The organism is Pseudomonas sp. NY15356, assembly GCF_048068175.1.
Lineage (GTDB): Bacteria > Pseudomonadota > Gammaproteobacteria > Pseudomonadales > Pseudomonadaceae > Aquipseudomonas > Aquipseudomonas putida_K.
In genome coordinates, this window is sequence record NZ_JBLUPW010000014.1 from 64,069 (window position 1) to 79,074 (window position 15,006).

Sequence of the window (15,006 nt, forward strand, 5' to 3'; positions counted from 1 at the left end):
TGTTTGCCATGAACCCCGAATACAACCAGCTGTTCGAGCAAGACCGTGCCCACTTCATGCACCCGTCCACCCACGCCCATGACCATGCCAGCGGCGCGCTCAAGGGGCGGATCATCACCGGCGCCGAGGGCATCCGCCTGCGTGACCACGAAGGCCGCGAACTGATCGACGCCTTCGCCGGCCTGTACTGCGTGAACATCGGCTACGGCCGCATCGAAGTGGCCGACGCGATCCATCGCCAAGCCAAGGAGCTGGCGTACTACCACACCTACGTGGGCCACTCCACCGAGGCGATCATCGAGCTCTCCAGCCGCATCATCGACTGGGCGCCTGCGGGCATGAAGAAGGTCTACTACGGCCTCTCCGGCTCCGACGCCAACGAGACCCAGGTCAAGCTGGTGCGCTACTACAACAACATCCTCGGACGCCCGAACAAGAAGAAGATCATCTCCCGCGACCGTGGCTACCATGGCTCGGGCATCATGACCGGCAGCCTCACCGGCCTGCCCAGCTTCCACCAGCACTTCGACCTGCCGGTGGCGGGCGTCACCCACACCGTCTGCCCGCATTGGTACCGCAAGGCCCCCGCCGGCATGGACGAGCAGGCCTTCGTGCGCTACTGCGCCGACGAGCTGGAAAAGCTCATCCTCGCCGAAGGCCCCGACACGGTCGCCGCCTTCATCGGCGAACCGTTGATGGGCACCGGTGGCATCATCGTCCCGCCCAAGGGCTACTGGGCGGCGATCCAGGCCGTGCTGGACCGCTACGACGTGCTGCTGATCGCCGACGAAGTGGTGTGCGCCTTCGGCCGCCTGGGCTCGAAGATGGGCAGCCAGCGCTACGGTATCCGCCCGGACCTGATCACCACCGCCAAGGGGCTGACCAGCGCCTATGCACCGCTGTCGGCAGTGATCGTCGGCGAGAAGGTATGGAGCGTGATCGAGGAAGGCTCGCAGAAGGCGGGCCCCATGGGCCACGGCTGGACCTACTCGGGCCACCCGATCTGCGCCGCGGCGGCCCTGGCCAACCTGGACATTCTCGAGCGCGAGGACCTGACCGGCAACGCCGAGGTGGTCGGCGCCTACCTCAATCAGCGCATGCGCGAAACCTTCGAGGGCCACCCGCTGGTGGGCGAGGTGCGCGGCGACGGCATGCTCTGCGCGGTGGAATTCATGGCCGACCGCGAGGCCCGCACTGCGTTCGACCCGGCGCTGAAGGTGGGCCCGCAGGTGTCGGCAGCGTGCCTGGAACGCGGCATGATCGCCCGCGCCATGCCCCACGGCGATATCCTCGGCTTTGCCCCACCGCTGGTGCTGGACAAGCAAGATGCCGAGCGCATCGTGGCCATCACCAAGGCAGCGGTGGATGAAGTGGCGGGGAAAGTGTTGGGTTGAGATGTCCTGGCCCTATCGCCGGCAAGCCGGCGATAGGGCCAACACCGACAACGACTGACTTCCTGCCCGTGCGCATGGTCGTACAATAACCCGACCTGCGACCCGCAAAGGAGCCAGCCAATGGACCTGCAGTTTCTGGGCACTTCCGCCGGCGTGCCCACCAAGGCCCGCAATGTCACCGGCACCGCCGTCATCGAAGCCACGGGCAGCCACTGGTACCTGGTGGACTGCGGCGAGGCCACCCAGCACCAGCTGCTGCATACCTCCCTGTCGATCCGCGACCTGCGCGGCGTGTTCATCACCCACGTGCATGGCGACCATTGCTTCGGCTTGCCGGGGCTGCTGGCCAGTGCCGGCATGTCCGGGCGTACCCAGCCACTGGACCTGATCCTGCCTGCCGCACTGCACGACTGGCTGCGCCTGGGCCTGGCCGTCAGCCACACCTACCTGCCATTCGAACTGCGCCTGCTGGCCCTCGAAGACCTCGGCACCTGGCGCAACGACAATATCCAGGTCAGCACCGTGCCGCTGTCGCACCGGGTACCCAGCCATGGTTTCGTGTTCACCGAGATCAACCCCGAACCACGCCTGGACATCGCGCGCCTGGAGGCCGACGGCATCCCCCGCGGCCCATTGTGGGGCGAGCTGGCCCACGGCAACCCGGTGCAGCATGAAGGCCGCGCACTGAACGCCCTGGACTACCTACGCCCGTCGCGCCCGCCACGGCGGATCATCGTCTGTGGCGACAACGACACCCCGCAATTGCTCGCAGACGTCGCCCAGGACGTGGATGTGCTGGTGCACGAAGCGACCTTCACCCAGCCGATCGTCGAGCGCACCCAGGTGACCTTCGGCCACAGCACCGCTGCGGCCGTGGCGCAGTTCGCAGAGGCGGCCGGCATCGGCAACCTGGTGCTCACGCACTTCAGTGCGCGCTACCAGCCCAACCCGCGGCGCAGCCCATCCATCGAGGATGTGCGCGCCGAAGCGATGGCGCACTACAGCGGCAACCTGATCCTGGCCAAGGACCTGCAGCGTTACCACATGGGGCGCGATGGGCGGCTCGTACCGCTGGGCGATTAACCGAACCCTCCACCAGCCGCCCCCACAGGGACCTCGCAAGTCTTGAGAGCGGCACAATCTCGGTGGGAGATTACCCAGCCCTTCGGGCTGCGCTGTCGCGCAGAGAACAAGCGGCCAATGCTGCCCCTGTGGGAGCCAGTGCAAAGCGCTGGCAGACCCAGACCTCAGCGAGCATAATTTGCAGAAGTTAAGCCCCTGGAGGTCTTATGCAAGATCTACGTCAACTGCGCTACTTCGTCGCCGTCGCCGAATGTGAAAACGTCGGCCGCGCCGCCGAGCAGCTGCATATCTCGCAGTCTCCCCTGAGCCGGCAGATCGCCCAGCTGGAAGAGCACCTGGGCCTGGCCCTGTTCGAGCGTCGCAACCAGCGGCTGTTCCTGACCAACGACGGGCGTACCTTTCTGTCCGAAGCCCGCGGCCTGCTCAAGCATGCCGAGCGCCTGGAGTCGCTGGGCAAGCGCCTGGGCCGTGGCGAGGAAGGCGGCCTGTGCATCGGCTACGTCAACCATGCCATCCACGCCGGCGTGCTGCCGGGGGCGGTGCGGGCGATCCGCAGCGAGCGCCCGCAGATCCACATCGTCCTGTACAACATGACCCCGCGCGAGCAGTTCGAAGGCCTGCGCCAACGCAGCATCGACATTGCCCTGGTCTGCGAACCGCCCCCCGAACACGACCCTGACCTGCGCGCCCAATCAGTGCTGGACGACCCGATGCTGCTGGCAATCCCCGCCGCGCACCCGCTGGCGGCCAAGGCTACACTCACGCCCGCCGACCTGCATGAACAGGAGTGGATCATCACTGGCGGCCAACCGGACCAGATCAACAAACGCGACGACTTCATCGCCCGCTGCGGCGATGCCGGCTTCACCCCGCGCCTGGCGCTGGAAGCCTCCGACCCGCTGAGCGTACTCGGCCTGGTCTCTGCAGGCCTTGGCCTGGCCATGGTGCAAAGCAGCCTCTCGACCAGCGCCGGCCCGACCGTGGTGCTGCGCGAGCTGGACTGGTTCCGGCCTTGCGTGAAGCTGTGGGCGGCCTGGCACCAGGTGGACCTGCGACCTATTGTGGGGATTTTCCGCGAGCAGGTGCTGGCATTGGCAGAAAAGACCGCAGAGGTCTGAACTCAGTCGAATTATGTCTTTTACAGTCTTGGCGCGCGTCACTAGCATGGCTCCCATCGATGCAACTCATCCACAGGAGCCATTCCATGAACATCGACCTCGGCGGACGTACCGCCATCATCAGCGGCTCGACCGGCGGTATTGGTCTGGCCATCGCCCGCGGCCTGGCCCGCGCCCATGCCGACGTGGTCATCGCCGGCCGTAGCCAGAAATCGGTTGATGCCGCCCTCGCCGAACTGCGCGCCCAAGGTGGGCGTGGCCAGGTTCACGGCGTGGTCGCCGACCTGGGCACCGCCGCCGGTGCCGACACCTTGTTCGCCGCCCACCCCAAGGCCGACATTCTGGTCAACAACCTGGGCATCTATGACGATGTCGACTTCTTCGAAGTCCCCGACAGCGAGTGGGCCCGCTTCTACGACACCAACGTCCTCTCCGGCGTACGCCTGGCCCGTCACTATGCCCCGGGCATGGTCGAGAAAGGTTGGGGTCGGATCCTGTTCATCTCCTCGGAATCGGGCATCGCCATCCCGGCGGACATGATCAACTACGGCGTCACCAAGGCTGCCAACCTGGCGGTATCGCATGGTCTGGCCAAGCGCCTGGCCGGCACTGGCGTCACCGTCAACGCGGTGCTGCCTGGCCCGACCATGACCGACGGCGTCGCCGCCCTGGTCGCCGATGCCGCCAAGGCCTCCGGCCGTAGCATCCGTGACGAGGCGGACAACTTCGTGCGCACCGCGCGCCCGAGCTCGATCATCCAGCGTGCCGCCGACGTCGACGAAGTCGCCCACCTGGTGGTCTACCTCGCCTCCCCTTACTCCTCCGCCACCACCGGCGCCGCCCTGCGGGTCGACGGCGGTGTGGTCGACAGCCTCGCTATCTGAATTCAACTGGAGATTTCCATCATGGCAAACGCCTACGCTTCCCTGAAAACCAACCACAGCCCTGAACACGTCTGGGCCCTTATCGGCGGCTTCGACAGCCTGCCCGACTGGCTGCCATTCATCCCTGAAAGCCTGTCCAGTGAAGGCGGCCGCGTGCGCTCGCTGAAAGACCCGGACGGCAACAGCATCGTCGAGCGTCTGATGGCCTTCGATGAAACGCAGCGCAGCTACAGCTACTCGATCCTGACCAGCCCGTTCCCGGTGACCGGCTACCTGTCGACCCTGCGTGTCAAGGCTGACGGCCAGGGCAGCCTGGTGGAATGGCTGGGGGAGTTCACCCCGGTCGGCGTGAGCGACGACGAAGCCGTGGCGCTGTTCAAGGGCATCTATGAAGGTGGCCTCCAGGCCCTGGCCAAGAGCCTGGGTTGAGGGACACCCAGGGGCCGCGCCGCGGCCCCTGGCCATTGATGACCTGTGTTCAATACACCTTTGCCCGACCCCCGCTGTTTCCCCTCGCTGCACCTCGTTACCCTTCCCCTCTTGCTGCCAAGAGGATTACCCATGCCCACCACTCATCGTACCTGGGGCTGGACCCCGGGCGCCGGCCTGGACGGCCTGGCACTCATCGACAAACCCGTGCCCCAACCCGGCCCTGGCCAAGTGCTGGTGTCCAACCGTGCCATCGCCCTCAACCCGGTGGACTGGAAAATCTGCGAATGGGGCCATGCCGACTGGCACCAGGGCACCGTGCCGGGTGTGGACGGCGCCGGAGTCGTCGTTGCCGTCGGTGACGGGGTCGACCTGCCAATGGGCGCCCGCGTCGCCTACCACCAGTCGCTGTCTCGCGATGGCAGCTTTGCCGAATACTGCCTGCTCGATGCCAGCCTGGTGATGCACATCCCGGCCAACCTGGACATCGCCGCTGCGGCTGCCGTGCCCTGTCCCGCACTCACTGCCTGGCAGGCCCTGGCCAAGGTCGCCGACGGCGCCTCCCGCGATGTGCTGGTGATCGGTGCCGGCGGCGCGGTGGCGTTCTATCTCGTCCAGCTCGCCGTGCAGCAGGGCCTGCGGGTCTGGGCCACGGCGGGCGAGAAGCACCACGCCCGCCTCAAGGCCCTGGGTGTGGTCGGGGTATTCGACTACCGCAACGGCGACTGGCAGGCACACCTGCAGGCCGCCCTGGGCGAGCGCCCGCTGCATGCGCTGTTCGACACCGTCAGTGGCGCCCATGCCGCGAGCCTGGCCCACCTGTTGGGTTACAACGGCCACCTGGTGTGCATTCAGGATCGCCAGGAAAACGCGCCGCTGCCTGCCTTCAGCACGGCGATCTCATTGCATGAAGTGGCCCTCAACAGCATCCACGCCCATGGCCGCCTGGTCGATCGCCAGGCCTTGAAGATGGCCGGTGAGCGTTTGCTGCAGAAGGTTGCCGAGGGTCAACTGCTGCCCCCGCAGCGCCTGGACTTTGCCTTCGAAACGCTGCCGGCGGCGCTGCGCCAGCTCAAGGAAGGCAGCTCCTCCGGGAAGTGGGTGGCCACGCTCGAGTGACCGCCTCGGCCTGCTGTCGGGCCCTTGTAGGAGCGGGCTTGCCCCGCGAATGGGGGCGCCAAAAGCGCCCCCCACTCCATGATCAAGCGCTCATCTTTGTTCCCAGAACAAATGTCATTGTCCCCCGACCCGCTTTTTCCCCCACCCATCCCCGCCCAGAATCGGCTCCTGACATCACACCGCTTTCAGGAGAAACCCGATGAACTATTTCAAACCCCTGCTGCTCGCCACTGCCCTGGCCGCCACCACCCAGGTCGCCCTGGCCGCCGACTGGCAGCAATCCCCCTATGGCCACAACGATGAGATCGGCGCGGCCAACCTGCTTACCCCCGAAGTGGTCAAACAAGCCGTCGGCCTGGTCAAGACCGGCAAGACCTACCCTCTCGCCGTGCCTGTGAGCAAGGACCTGCCTGCCTTCCGCCACCGCAGCTTCCACCTCTACAACATCCAGCCCGGCGAACAGGCCGGCCAGACCCTGGGCAAGAACAAGTTCAGCTTCAACGACGAGCTGGTCAACGGCTGGACCGGCGTCGGCACCCAGCTCAACGGCATCGGCCACATCGGTATCGACAACGTCTACTACAATGGCAACAAGGCCGCCGATTTCGTCACCGTCGAAGGCGTGACCAAGCTTGGGGTCGAGAAGGTTCCGCCGATGGTCACCCGCGGCGTAGTGCTGGACATGACCGCCTACTACGGCAAGGCCATCGTACCCGGCGGCACTTCGTTCACCGTCGATGACGTCAAGGCTGTGCTGAAGAAGCAAGGCATCACCCTGCGCAAAGGCGACGTGGTGCTGTTCAACACCGGCTGGCTGGAACTGATCGGCAAGGACAACCAGCAGTTCCTCGCCACCGAGCCCGGCATCGACCTGCCGGCCGCCCAGTGGCTGGCCGACCAGGGCATCGTAGCCTTCGGCGGTGACACCTGGGCCTCGGAGGTCTACCCCAACCCCACCGGCGAAGAGTTCCCGGTCAACCAGTTCATGCTGGCCAAGCGCGGCATCTACAACCTGGAGCTGATCGACACCCGTGCCCTGGTGCGTGACAAGGCCTACGAGTTCCTGTTCGTGCTGGGCCAGCCGCTGTACAAGGGCTCGACCCAGGTCAACATCAACCCGGTGGCTATCCACTGAGTTTCAAATAGCCGTTGCCCTGTGATGGGCCACACAGTGGCCCTGAACCAGGCTCCCCGACAAGCTTCCATTGACCGCCCCCCTCGCACCCAGCAGACTTCGCACCTTCGTTCCATCCAGAGATTGATAGAAATGCGTAAGTCCTTTCCTGTAATTGCACTGTTCACCTTGATGTCGGCCCCCTACACCCTCGCCGGTGAAACCACCAATACCGCTGTCGGCGGCGGTGTCGGCGGTGCCCTGGGTAGCGTGGTCGGCCAGGCGATCGGCGGCAGCACAGGTGCCGCGATCGGTGCCGGTGTGGGCGGTGCGGCAGGCGGCGCAGTGTCGGCCAAGCATGGCAAGAAGACCGAGGCAGCGATTGGTGGCGGCCTCGGCGCGGCCGGCGGCCAGGTGATCGGCAACAAGGTCGGTGGTTCCACCGGCGGCGCCATCGGTGCCGGCCTCGGCGGTGCGGCAGGCAGCGCCATCGGCAATAGCATGGCTGATGACGACCACCACCACGGCAGCCACAACTCCGGCAAGAAACACAAGCACAAGCATAAGCACAAGCACCACGACTGACCGCTCCAACCGCTCCCGCAGGCTGAAAACGCCCTCCTGTAGGAGCGGGCTTGTCCCGCGATGGGCTGCAGCGCAGCCCCGATCTACACAAGCTCCAGTTCCCCCTCCGTCCCTCCCCTCTATTAATGACTCCAGATCAAAGGTCATTAGCGCAATCGTGACTTAATCCCACCCCCTGCCCCCGCCATACTGCGCACCTACCTAATTCGCAACGCTCGAAGGAGCCTATGCAATGAAACCCGGACACGTCCTGCTAGCCTTGGCCATCGGCGCCTTCGGCATCGGCACCACCGAATTCACTCCCATGGGCCTGCTGCCCGTCATCGCCGAAGGGGTGGATGTCAGCATCCCCAGCGCCGGCATGCTGGTCACCGCCTACGCCGTCGGCGTGATGGTCGGTGCACCGATCATGACCTTGCTGTTCAGCCGCTTCGGCAAGCGCGGCGCGCTGATCGCGCTGATGGCCATCTTCACCCTGGGCAACCTGCTCTCGGCCCTCTCGCCAGGCTATGGCACTCTGCTCGCCTCGCGCCTGATCACCAGCCTCAACCACGGCGCCTTCTTCGGCCTGGGTGCGGTGGTGGCCGCAAGCGTGGTACCTCGCGAAAAACAGGCCAGCGCCATCGCCACGATGTTCATGGGCCTGACCATCGCCAATATCGGCGGCGTGCCCGCCGCCACCTGGATCGGCCAGCAGGTCGGCTGGCGCCTGGCCTTCGCCGGTACCGCAGTGCTCGGCATCCTGGCCATGGCCGCGCTGTGGTATGCCCTGCCCAAGGGTGAACGCGGCAGCGTGCCCCATGTACGCCGGGAACTGGCCGTGATCGCCCGGCCGAACGTCCTGCTGGCCATGGCCACTACCGTGCTCGGTGCCGGCGCCATGTTCACCCTGTATACCTACGTGGCCCCGGTGCTCGCCGAATTGACCGGTGCTTCGGACAGCTTCGTCACCCTGGGCCTGGTGCTGATCGGTGTCGGCTTCACCCTGGGCAACAGCCTGGGCGGGCGCCTGGCCGACTGGTCGCTGGACGGCTCGGCGCGTATCTTCCTCGGCGTGCTGGCCCTGATCATGGTGCTGATGCCGCTGGTGCTCGGCACCCACGTCGGCGCCGCCCTGGCCCTGCTGGTATGGGGAGTGTTCACCTTCGCCGTGGTACCGCCCCTGCAGATGCGCGTGATGATCGCTGCCGCCGAGGCCCCGGGCCTGGCCTCCTCGATCAACGTGGGTGCCTTCAACCTCGGCAACGCCGTGGGTGCGGCACTGGGCGGTGGCGTCATCAGCCTGAACCTCGGCTACGCCGCGGTGCCGGTCGCCGGTGGCTTGCTGGCTGCGGGTGGCCTGCTGCTGGTCTGGCTCGGAGGGCGCAACAAAGTCGCCGCCAAGACGGTCGGCGAGACGCTTTGAAGACAAGGCACGATGGCGAGGCTTCGCGCGCCATCGTGCCTTTCAGTGTCTGTCAGTTAATGACGCGGGGCGCTGCACACTCATCGCCGGCAAGCCGGCTCCCGTAACACGCCAGCCTCGAGAACGGCACTGTCACAGTGGGAGCCGGCTTGCCGGCGATGGGCTGCGAAGCACCCCTCGTGCAGCCGATAAGGCTTACCGGCATTAGGACATCCCCCCTTTTCGATCACCCACCCAGCGCTTCACACCGACCTCGAGCCACTCTGTGCCGGGTCGCGCACGTAGCGGGCAATGACATAGCAACTGGCAATCAGCACCGGCACGATCGCCAACATGCCCATGTAGGTCTGCCCCGTGAGGTCGTTGATGAAACCCACCATGGCCGGCGCGATCATCCCGCTCAGTTGCCCCACGGAATTGACCGCCGCCACGGCACTGGCGATGGCGATTCCGGAGAACGTCGATTGCGGCAGGCACCAGAAGATCGGTATCGCGATGAACGACCCGGCAGTGGCAAGCACCAACGCAGTCATCAGCATCACGGGGTTGTCGAAGAACCAGCAGGCCAGGATATAGCCAACCGTCGAGGCGAGCATGCACAGCAGCAGGTAGGTCTTGCGGTCTCCCGTGCGATCGGAGCGGCGTGTCATCCAGACCATTCCCACACATGCGACAGCGTAGGGCAAGGCCGTCAGCACGCCCACATAGAACATGTCCTTGACGCCCGACTGGGCGATCAGGTGTGGCATCCAGAAGTTAAGGCCATAGCTGGCCATCTTGATGCCGAAATAGACGAACGCGAACACAGCCACCTCGCGCGTCACCAGCACCCGCCAAAACGAAGCGTGGCTTGCAGGCACGTTCTCGCGCCCGACGCCCACGTTCTTCTCCAGCAGATCCTTTTCATCCTGGGAAAGCCATTTGGCGGACTGGATGTCGCGGTCCAGTTTCCAGAGGACGACAAGCCCCATCAAGCAGCACGGCAGGCCCGAGAGCACGAACAGCCAATGCCAACCCGCCAAGCCGAGGAAACCGTCCATGCCATTGAGCACAAGCCCAGCGAGTGGCGCACCAATGGCGCCCGACAGGGGAATGGCGAGAAACCAGATACCGTTGATACTGGCCAGCTGCTTCTTCGGGAACCAGCATGCCATGTAGAAAAGAATGGCCGGTCCAAACCCCGCCTCCATGACCCCGATGAGAAAGCGTAGGAAATACAAGGTGTATTGCGAGTAGGCGAACACCAGTGCAGCCGTCGCCAGCCCCCAGGAGATCATGATGCGACAGATCCACGCGGGCGCACCGTACTTTCTCAAGCCAAGGCCACTGGGCACCTCGAACAATACGTAACCGACGAAAAACATGCTTGCGGCCAGGCCATAGGCCGTATCGCTCAGGCCCAGTTCAGCTTGCATCTGCGCCTTGGCGAAGCTGATGTTGATCCTGTCGAAATAGGAAAAAAGGAAGCAGATGATCGCTAGCGGGACGATACGCCAAGCCACACGACGGTAGAGCAGCAACTCTTTGAGCTGATCCTCGTTCGAGGCTTGGTTGGCCGAAGCATTGGTAACGGTGACCATTGGTTTCTCCGGTTCTTCTAGTTGTTGGAGATGAGAAGGCAATACGCCCTCCTTTCCTTGCATGATGTAAGGGAACGTACTGAAAGTTGGCAGTACCATCAGCTCATCGGGGCACGCTCAGGTTTTGCGGCGCATCGCGTTTGTCCACCATCCTGCAAAGCCCCGCCGCCCGCAGCCGCTCGATCCGGGCAGCGTCATAGCCGAGGCCTTGCAGAACTTCTGCGGTATGCTCGCCCACGCGCGCCAAGGGTAGACGTGGCCCGAAACGCCCCCCATCGAAGCTCAATGGCAACAACGGCACCACGGTCTGGGCACCGTCATCCAGCTGCAAGGGCGCCAATCCACCGCTTGCCTTCAGGTGAGGATCATCGAACAGCTCTTCAGGCCGGCGAATCGCTGCGAATGGAATGCCGTTACGCTCCAGTTCGACAGCCAGTGCCTTCGCATCCAAGGTGGCGAAGACCTCGGCAAGATGGGCCAGCAAGCGGGGGCGCTGCTCCACGCGCGCCGTATTGCTCGCCAGGCTGGGGTCGCCTAGCAGCGCCTCCTGCCCCAGGACCCTGCACAGGGCTGACCATTGTCCGTCGCCGGTCGCCGCAACGAACATCTGTTCACCGCCTGCGAAGCTGAAAACGTCGTAGATCGACCATGCACTGATCCTGCTGGGCATCGGCGCCGGGGCGTGTCCGGTCACGGCGTACTGTTGCATGTGCTGGGCACTGAGCAGTACGCAGTTCTCGAACAGGGCGCTGTGGATCTCCTTGCCTCTTCCCGTTCGGCTGCGCTCGTGCAAGGCCGCCAATACACCGATCGCACCGAACATGCCGCCCATGATGTCGTTCACCGAGCTTCCCGCTCGCAATGGCTGCCCCACAGGGCCTGTCATGTAGGCGAGACCGCCCATCATCTGCACGACTTCATCCAAGGCCAGGCGATTCTCGTAAGGCCCCTTCAGGAAACCCTTGTGGGAGACGTATATCAGCTCGGCATTGCGTGCGCGGAGTGTGTCATGGTCCAGCCCGAGCTGCCCCATGCGCCCAGGCTTGAAGTTCTCGATGAATACGTCGGCGGTGTCGACCAGGGCAAGGACCGCCTCTCGGCCGGCCTCGCTGTCCAGGTCGACGGCAAGGCTTTTCTTGTTGCGGTTGAATATCCTGAAAAAACCCGCGCCGGCCCCGGGAAGGTGCCGCGTACCGTCCCCTTTGACCGGCTCTACCTTGATCACCTCAGCGCCCAGGTCGGCCAATACCATGCCACAGGCAGGCCCCATCACCATGTGGGACAGCTCGATGACACGGATACCCTCAAGCGGTAGCGTTGACATGCGATGGACTCCGTTACAAACATTCATGCCCTAGTGGAATCAAACAAGGCTTTGAACCTGTCTGGGCAGGCCAGCGCGAGCGATATGGCCATACAACAGTTCGCCAGGCAGCGCTGACTGCACGAGCGCCCGACACACCAGCAACCGTTCGATATCGATACCGGTGCGCACCCCCATGCCCTGGAGCATGAACACCAGGTCTTCGGTGACTGCATTGCCCGAAACGCCAGGGGCGAATGGGCATCCGCCGATACCGCCCAGCGACGCATCCAGCTCTGCGATACCGTGCTGCACGGCGACCAAGGCGTTGGCCAGGGCCAGCCCGCGGGTATCGTGAAAATGGGCCGACTGCAGCTTGTCGCCCGCGATGGCCCGCACCGCCTGCAGGGTCTGTGCGACTTGGCCGGGCGTGGCATAGCCGGTGGTATCAGCCAGGGAGACGGCGTCACAACCGGCGAGCAGGACCTTTGAGGTCAATGCCAGCAGGTCGTCGAGGGGGACATGGCCTTGCAGGGTGCAGCCGAACGCCGTCGACATGCCGGCGATCATCGTCACCGGGTGCCCGGCCTGGTCGCGCAACTCGCACATGCGGGCGAACGTCTCCACCATGTGCTCAGGGGTGCAACGCACGTTCGCCTGACTGTGGGCCGCACTGACGGACACCGGCACCATGATGCGATGAGCACCCGAGGCAAGCGCGTCCTGAGCGCCGCGCAGGTTCGGCGCCAGCACAGTGACCGTAAGGTCCGGGAACGTCAGGGCATGGGCCACCACTTCAGCGGCATCGGCCATTTGCGGCAACAGCTTCGCCGGAACGAACGACGCGACCTCCATGTACCGCACACCCGCCTCGTAGGCCGTGTCGATCCATTTTCGCTTCGCTACGGTGGGCATGATGCTGCGAAGGCTCTGCAGCCCGTCGCGCATACCGACTTCATTCAGCACCAGGGTGTTCATGCGGCTACCCGGAAAGAGGAATTGCCGCCAGCCTAAGTAGCCCGGGAGATGCCGAAAAGACGTTTTTGACGGGGCCAACCATCTGCGTTGGAGATGGATAAACCCTATGCGCAGGCCGGTGCGGCCAGCAGATGGTCAAGCAGGCGTTTGGCCGCGAGCGAGAGGCTGGCGCTATCCCGGACACAGATCACGAATTGGCCACGCACCCAATCATCGGTCAGAGGAATGACCCGCAGCCCGAACAATTCGACATAACGCGCCACCGCCTCCTGCGGAAAGATGGCCAGCACCATGCCTGCTTCCACCAGGCGAAGGGCCGCATCGAAGGACGAGACGCACGTCCGGTACTGCAAGTCCTTGCCCGCGGCACGGGCCAGTTTCTGCATCTGGGTGCCGAGGGTGGAAAAAGCGGAAATGTTGAGGTGATGAAAATCCAGTGTTTCCACGAAGCTGATGCTTTCGCGCCCGGCCAGGGGATGGCGGGTGTTGACCACCACCGAAAGATGGTCGGTACGGTACGGATGAAACTCAAGGTCCCCTTCAGCCATGGATTGGCGACAAATACCGATGTCGGCATGCCCTTCCTCGATACCGCGTACCACATCCGAGCTGAAGCGTTCCTCGACATCGACCTGGATATGCTCGTTCTCGGCCAGAAAGCGGGCAAGCTCCTCGGGAAGGAACTCCATGAGCGATGATACATTGGCCAGCACCCGCACATGTCCGCGAGCGCCCTCGGCATATTCGCTCAACTCGCCCTGCAGGCGCTCGATGTCGCGCATGAACTTGCGCGCATGGCGGAGCAAGGCCTGCCCTGCCGGCGTTGGCGCCACGCCTTTCTTGCTGCGTACCAACAGCGCGGTGGCAAAGGCCGACTCGATGTCCGAGATGCGCTTGCTCACCGCTGAAGGCGCAATGAACTCACGCGTTGCCGCCGCAGCGATACTGCCTTCTTCGCACGCGGCGATGAAGAGCCTCAACGATACCGGATCAAACTGCCACATGGTCTTCCCGCTCCAGGTTCATGCCATCAGGATATCGATGAGCAGCCGGGCGGGGCTGCTCAATTCGACACCTCGTCGGGTAACCACTTCGTAAGGCTCACTGCGTGACATCAGCTGCAACGGCAGACGCACCAGCATGCCATGGTCCACGGCCACCTTGGCCACATCCCACGGCATGACGGCGAGCAGACCGGGATCCTGCCTCAGCATCGACAAGGTCGTGAAGGTCGAGGAGGTTTCGATGGGGTACTGCGGGAAGCTCAACCCGGCCTCGCGAAACTCACGCTCGAGTGTCAGGCGCAAGGGCATGTTCACAGGAAACACCACCCAGCGCGAGTCGGTCAGTTGCGACAAGTTCAGCGATTGGCTGCCGGCCAGAGGATGCGCCGGGTTGGCTACCAGCACGAGTTGTTCCTGGTGCTTGACCCGGCTTTCATACGCCGCCGGGCGGCGGCTGACGCTGGTCCGGCAGATCACCACGTCCAGCCGGCCCTGGTCGAGCAGGCTGAGCAAACGGTCGCTGGTGTCCTCGACGACGGTGACCGACAGGTCTGGCTGAGCCTCGCGCAAGCTCGCCAGCCCCTCCACCAGCATCGGCACCGCGCCCATGATGGTGCCTACCGAGAGGCGCCCGCCGTGCCCCTGGAGGATCCCCAGCATCTCTTCGCGCAGGTGGGCAAGGTCGGTGTTGATCAAGCGTGCGTAGCGCACCACGCAACGCCCCAAATCATTGGCCTCCAGCCCCTTGCTGGTACGGTCGAACAGCACCGCGCCGAGCGTCGACTCGATCTCGTTGAGCGCCTTGGTCGCTCCAGGCTGGGTAATGGACATCGCCTCGGCCGCTTTGTGGATCGAGCCGAGTTCATCGAGGCTGATCAGCAAACGTAACTGACGGAGCCGAAGGCGCGAAGCCATGGAAGTCAAGGATGGAAGCATAGGGGATCACTAAAAGTTATCGCGATGTCAGCAGCTCTCATTAGGCAGCATCGACTGGGAGAAATAAAGTGGCC

Annotated in this window: 14 protein-coding genes; 9 read left to right on the plus strand and 5 right to left on the minus strand. The window is 64.3% G+C overall.

From position 1 onward, the window contains the following. The first annotated feature begins 8 nt into the window (after positions 1–8). The 9 genes from ACNFCI_RS13360 to ACNFCI_RS13400 all read left to right on the plus strand — a co-directional run bounded on the left by ACNFCI_RS13360 (position 9) and on the right by ACNFCI_RS13400 (position 9,131). On the plus strand, positions 9–1,394 hold the full coding sequence (locus ACNFCI_RS13360; RefSeq protein WP_368829156.1) for an aspartate aminotransferase family protein: 1,386 nt from the start codon (positions 9–11) through the stop codon (positions 1,392–1,394). 120 nt (positions 1,395–1,514) lie between these two features. Continuing rightward, a complete protein-coding gene (locus ACNFCI_RS13365; RefSeq protein ID WP_368829157.1) occupies positions 1,515–2,477 on the plus strand; it encodes a ribonuclease Z in 963 nt (320 codons plus the stop codon). 206 nt (positions 2,478–2,683) lie between these two features. Continuing rightward, positions 2,684–3,595 carry a LysR substrate-binding domain-containing protein gene (locus ACNFCI_RS13370; RefSeq protein WP_084855749.1) on the plus strand — a complete coding sequence of 304 codons (912 nt, stop codon included), beginning with the start codon at positions 2,684–2,686 and terminating at the stop codon, positions 3,593–3,595. Between the two features lie 86 nt (positions 3,596–3,681). Next, positions 3,682–4,479: an SDR family NAD(P)-dependent oxidoreductase gene (locus ACNFCI_RS13375; protein ID WP_084855750.1), complete on the plus strand. Its 798-nt coding sequence runs from the start codon at positions 3,682–3,684 to the stop codon at positions 4,477–4,479. 21 nt (positions 4,480–4,500) lie between these two features. After that, positions 4,501–4,908, plus strand: coding sequence for an SRPBCC family protein (locus ACNFCI_RS13380; RefSeq protein ID WP_084855751.1), 408 nt, complete (start codon positions 4,501–4,503; stop codon positions 4,906–4,908). A 132-nt stretch (positions 4,909–5,040) separates the two neighbouring features. Then, positions 5,041–6,027, plus strand: coding sequence for an alcohol dehydrogenase catalytic domain-containing protein (locus ACNFCI_RS13385; protein WP_368829158.1), 987 nt, complete (start codon positions 5,041–5,043; stop codon positions 6,025–6,027). A 199-nt stretch (positions 6,028–6,226) separates the two neighbouring features. Next, complete coding sequence (locus tag ACNFCI_RS13390; protein WP_084855753.1) at positions 6,227–7,162, plus strand: cyclase family protein; 936 nt, start codon at positions 6,227–6,229, stop codon at positions 7,160–7,162. A 132-nt stretch (positions 7,163–7,294) separates the two neighbouring features. Next, positions 7,295–7,726 (plus strand): glycine zipper domain-containing protein, encoded by a 432-nt coding sequence (locus ACNFCI_RS13395; protein ID WP_368830247.1) that lies wholly within the window; start codon positions 7,295–7,297, stop codon positions 7,724–7,726. Positions 7,727–7,958: 232 nt separating this feature from the next. Continuing rightward, on the plus strand, positions 7,959–9,131 hold the full coding sequence (locus ACNFCI_RS13400) for an MFS transporter (protein ID WP_368830248.1): 1,173 nt from the start codon (positions 7,959–7,961) through the stop codon (positions 9,129–9,131). A 242-nt stretch (positions 9,132–9,373) separates the two neighbouring features. Here ACNFCI_RS13400 and ACNFCI_RS13405 read toward each other — a convergent pair whose 3' ends face one another. The 5 genes from ACNFCI_RS13405 to ACNFCI_RS13425 all read right to left on the minus strand — a co-directional run bounded on the left by ACNFCI_RS13405 (position 9,374) and on the right by ACNFCI_RS13425 (position 14,932). After that, entirely contained in the window at positions 9,374–10,810 is a 1,437-nt protein-coding gene (locus tag ACNFCI_RS13405) for an MFS transporter (protein WP_253249320.1), read from the minus strand. A gap of 4 nt (positions 10,811–10,814) precedes the next feature. Continuing rightward, the gene (locus tag ACNFCI_RS13410) at positions 10,815–12,035 is read right to left on the minus strand and encodes a CaiB/BaiF CoA transferase family protein (RefSeq protein ID WP_084855757.1); all 1,221 of its coding nucleotides are present in this window, start codon (positions 12,033–12,035) and stop codon (positions 10,815–10,817) included. 39 nt (positions 12,036–12,074) lie between these two features. Continuing rightward, positions 12,075–12,992: a hydroxymethylglutaryl-CoA lyase gene (locus tag ACNFCI_RS13415; protein ID WP_084855758.1), complete on the minus strand. Its 918-nt coding sequence runs from the start codon at positions 12,990–12,992 to the stop codon at positions 12,075–12,077. A 104-nt stretch (positions 12,993–13,096) separates the two neighbouring features. Next, positions 13,097–13,996, minus strand: coding sequence for a LysR substrate-binding domain-containing protein (locus ACNFCI_RS13420; protein ID WP_084855759.1), 900 nt, complete (start codon positions 13,994–13,996; stop codon positions 13,097–13,099). Positions 13,997–14,014: 18 nt separating this feature from the next. Next, a complete protein-coding gene (locus tag ACNFCI_RS13425; RefSeq protein WP_368830249.1) occupies positions 14,015–14,932 on the minus strand; it encodes a LysR family transcriptional regulator in 918 nt (305 codons plus the stop codon). Positions 14,933–15,006 lie beyond the last annotated feature (74 nt).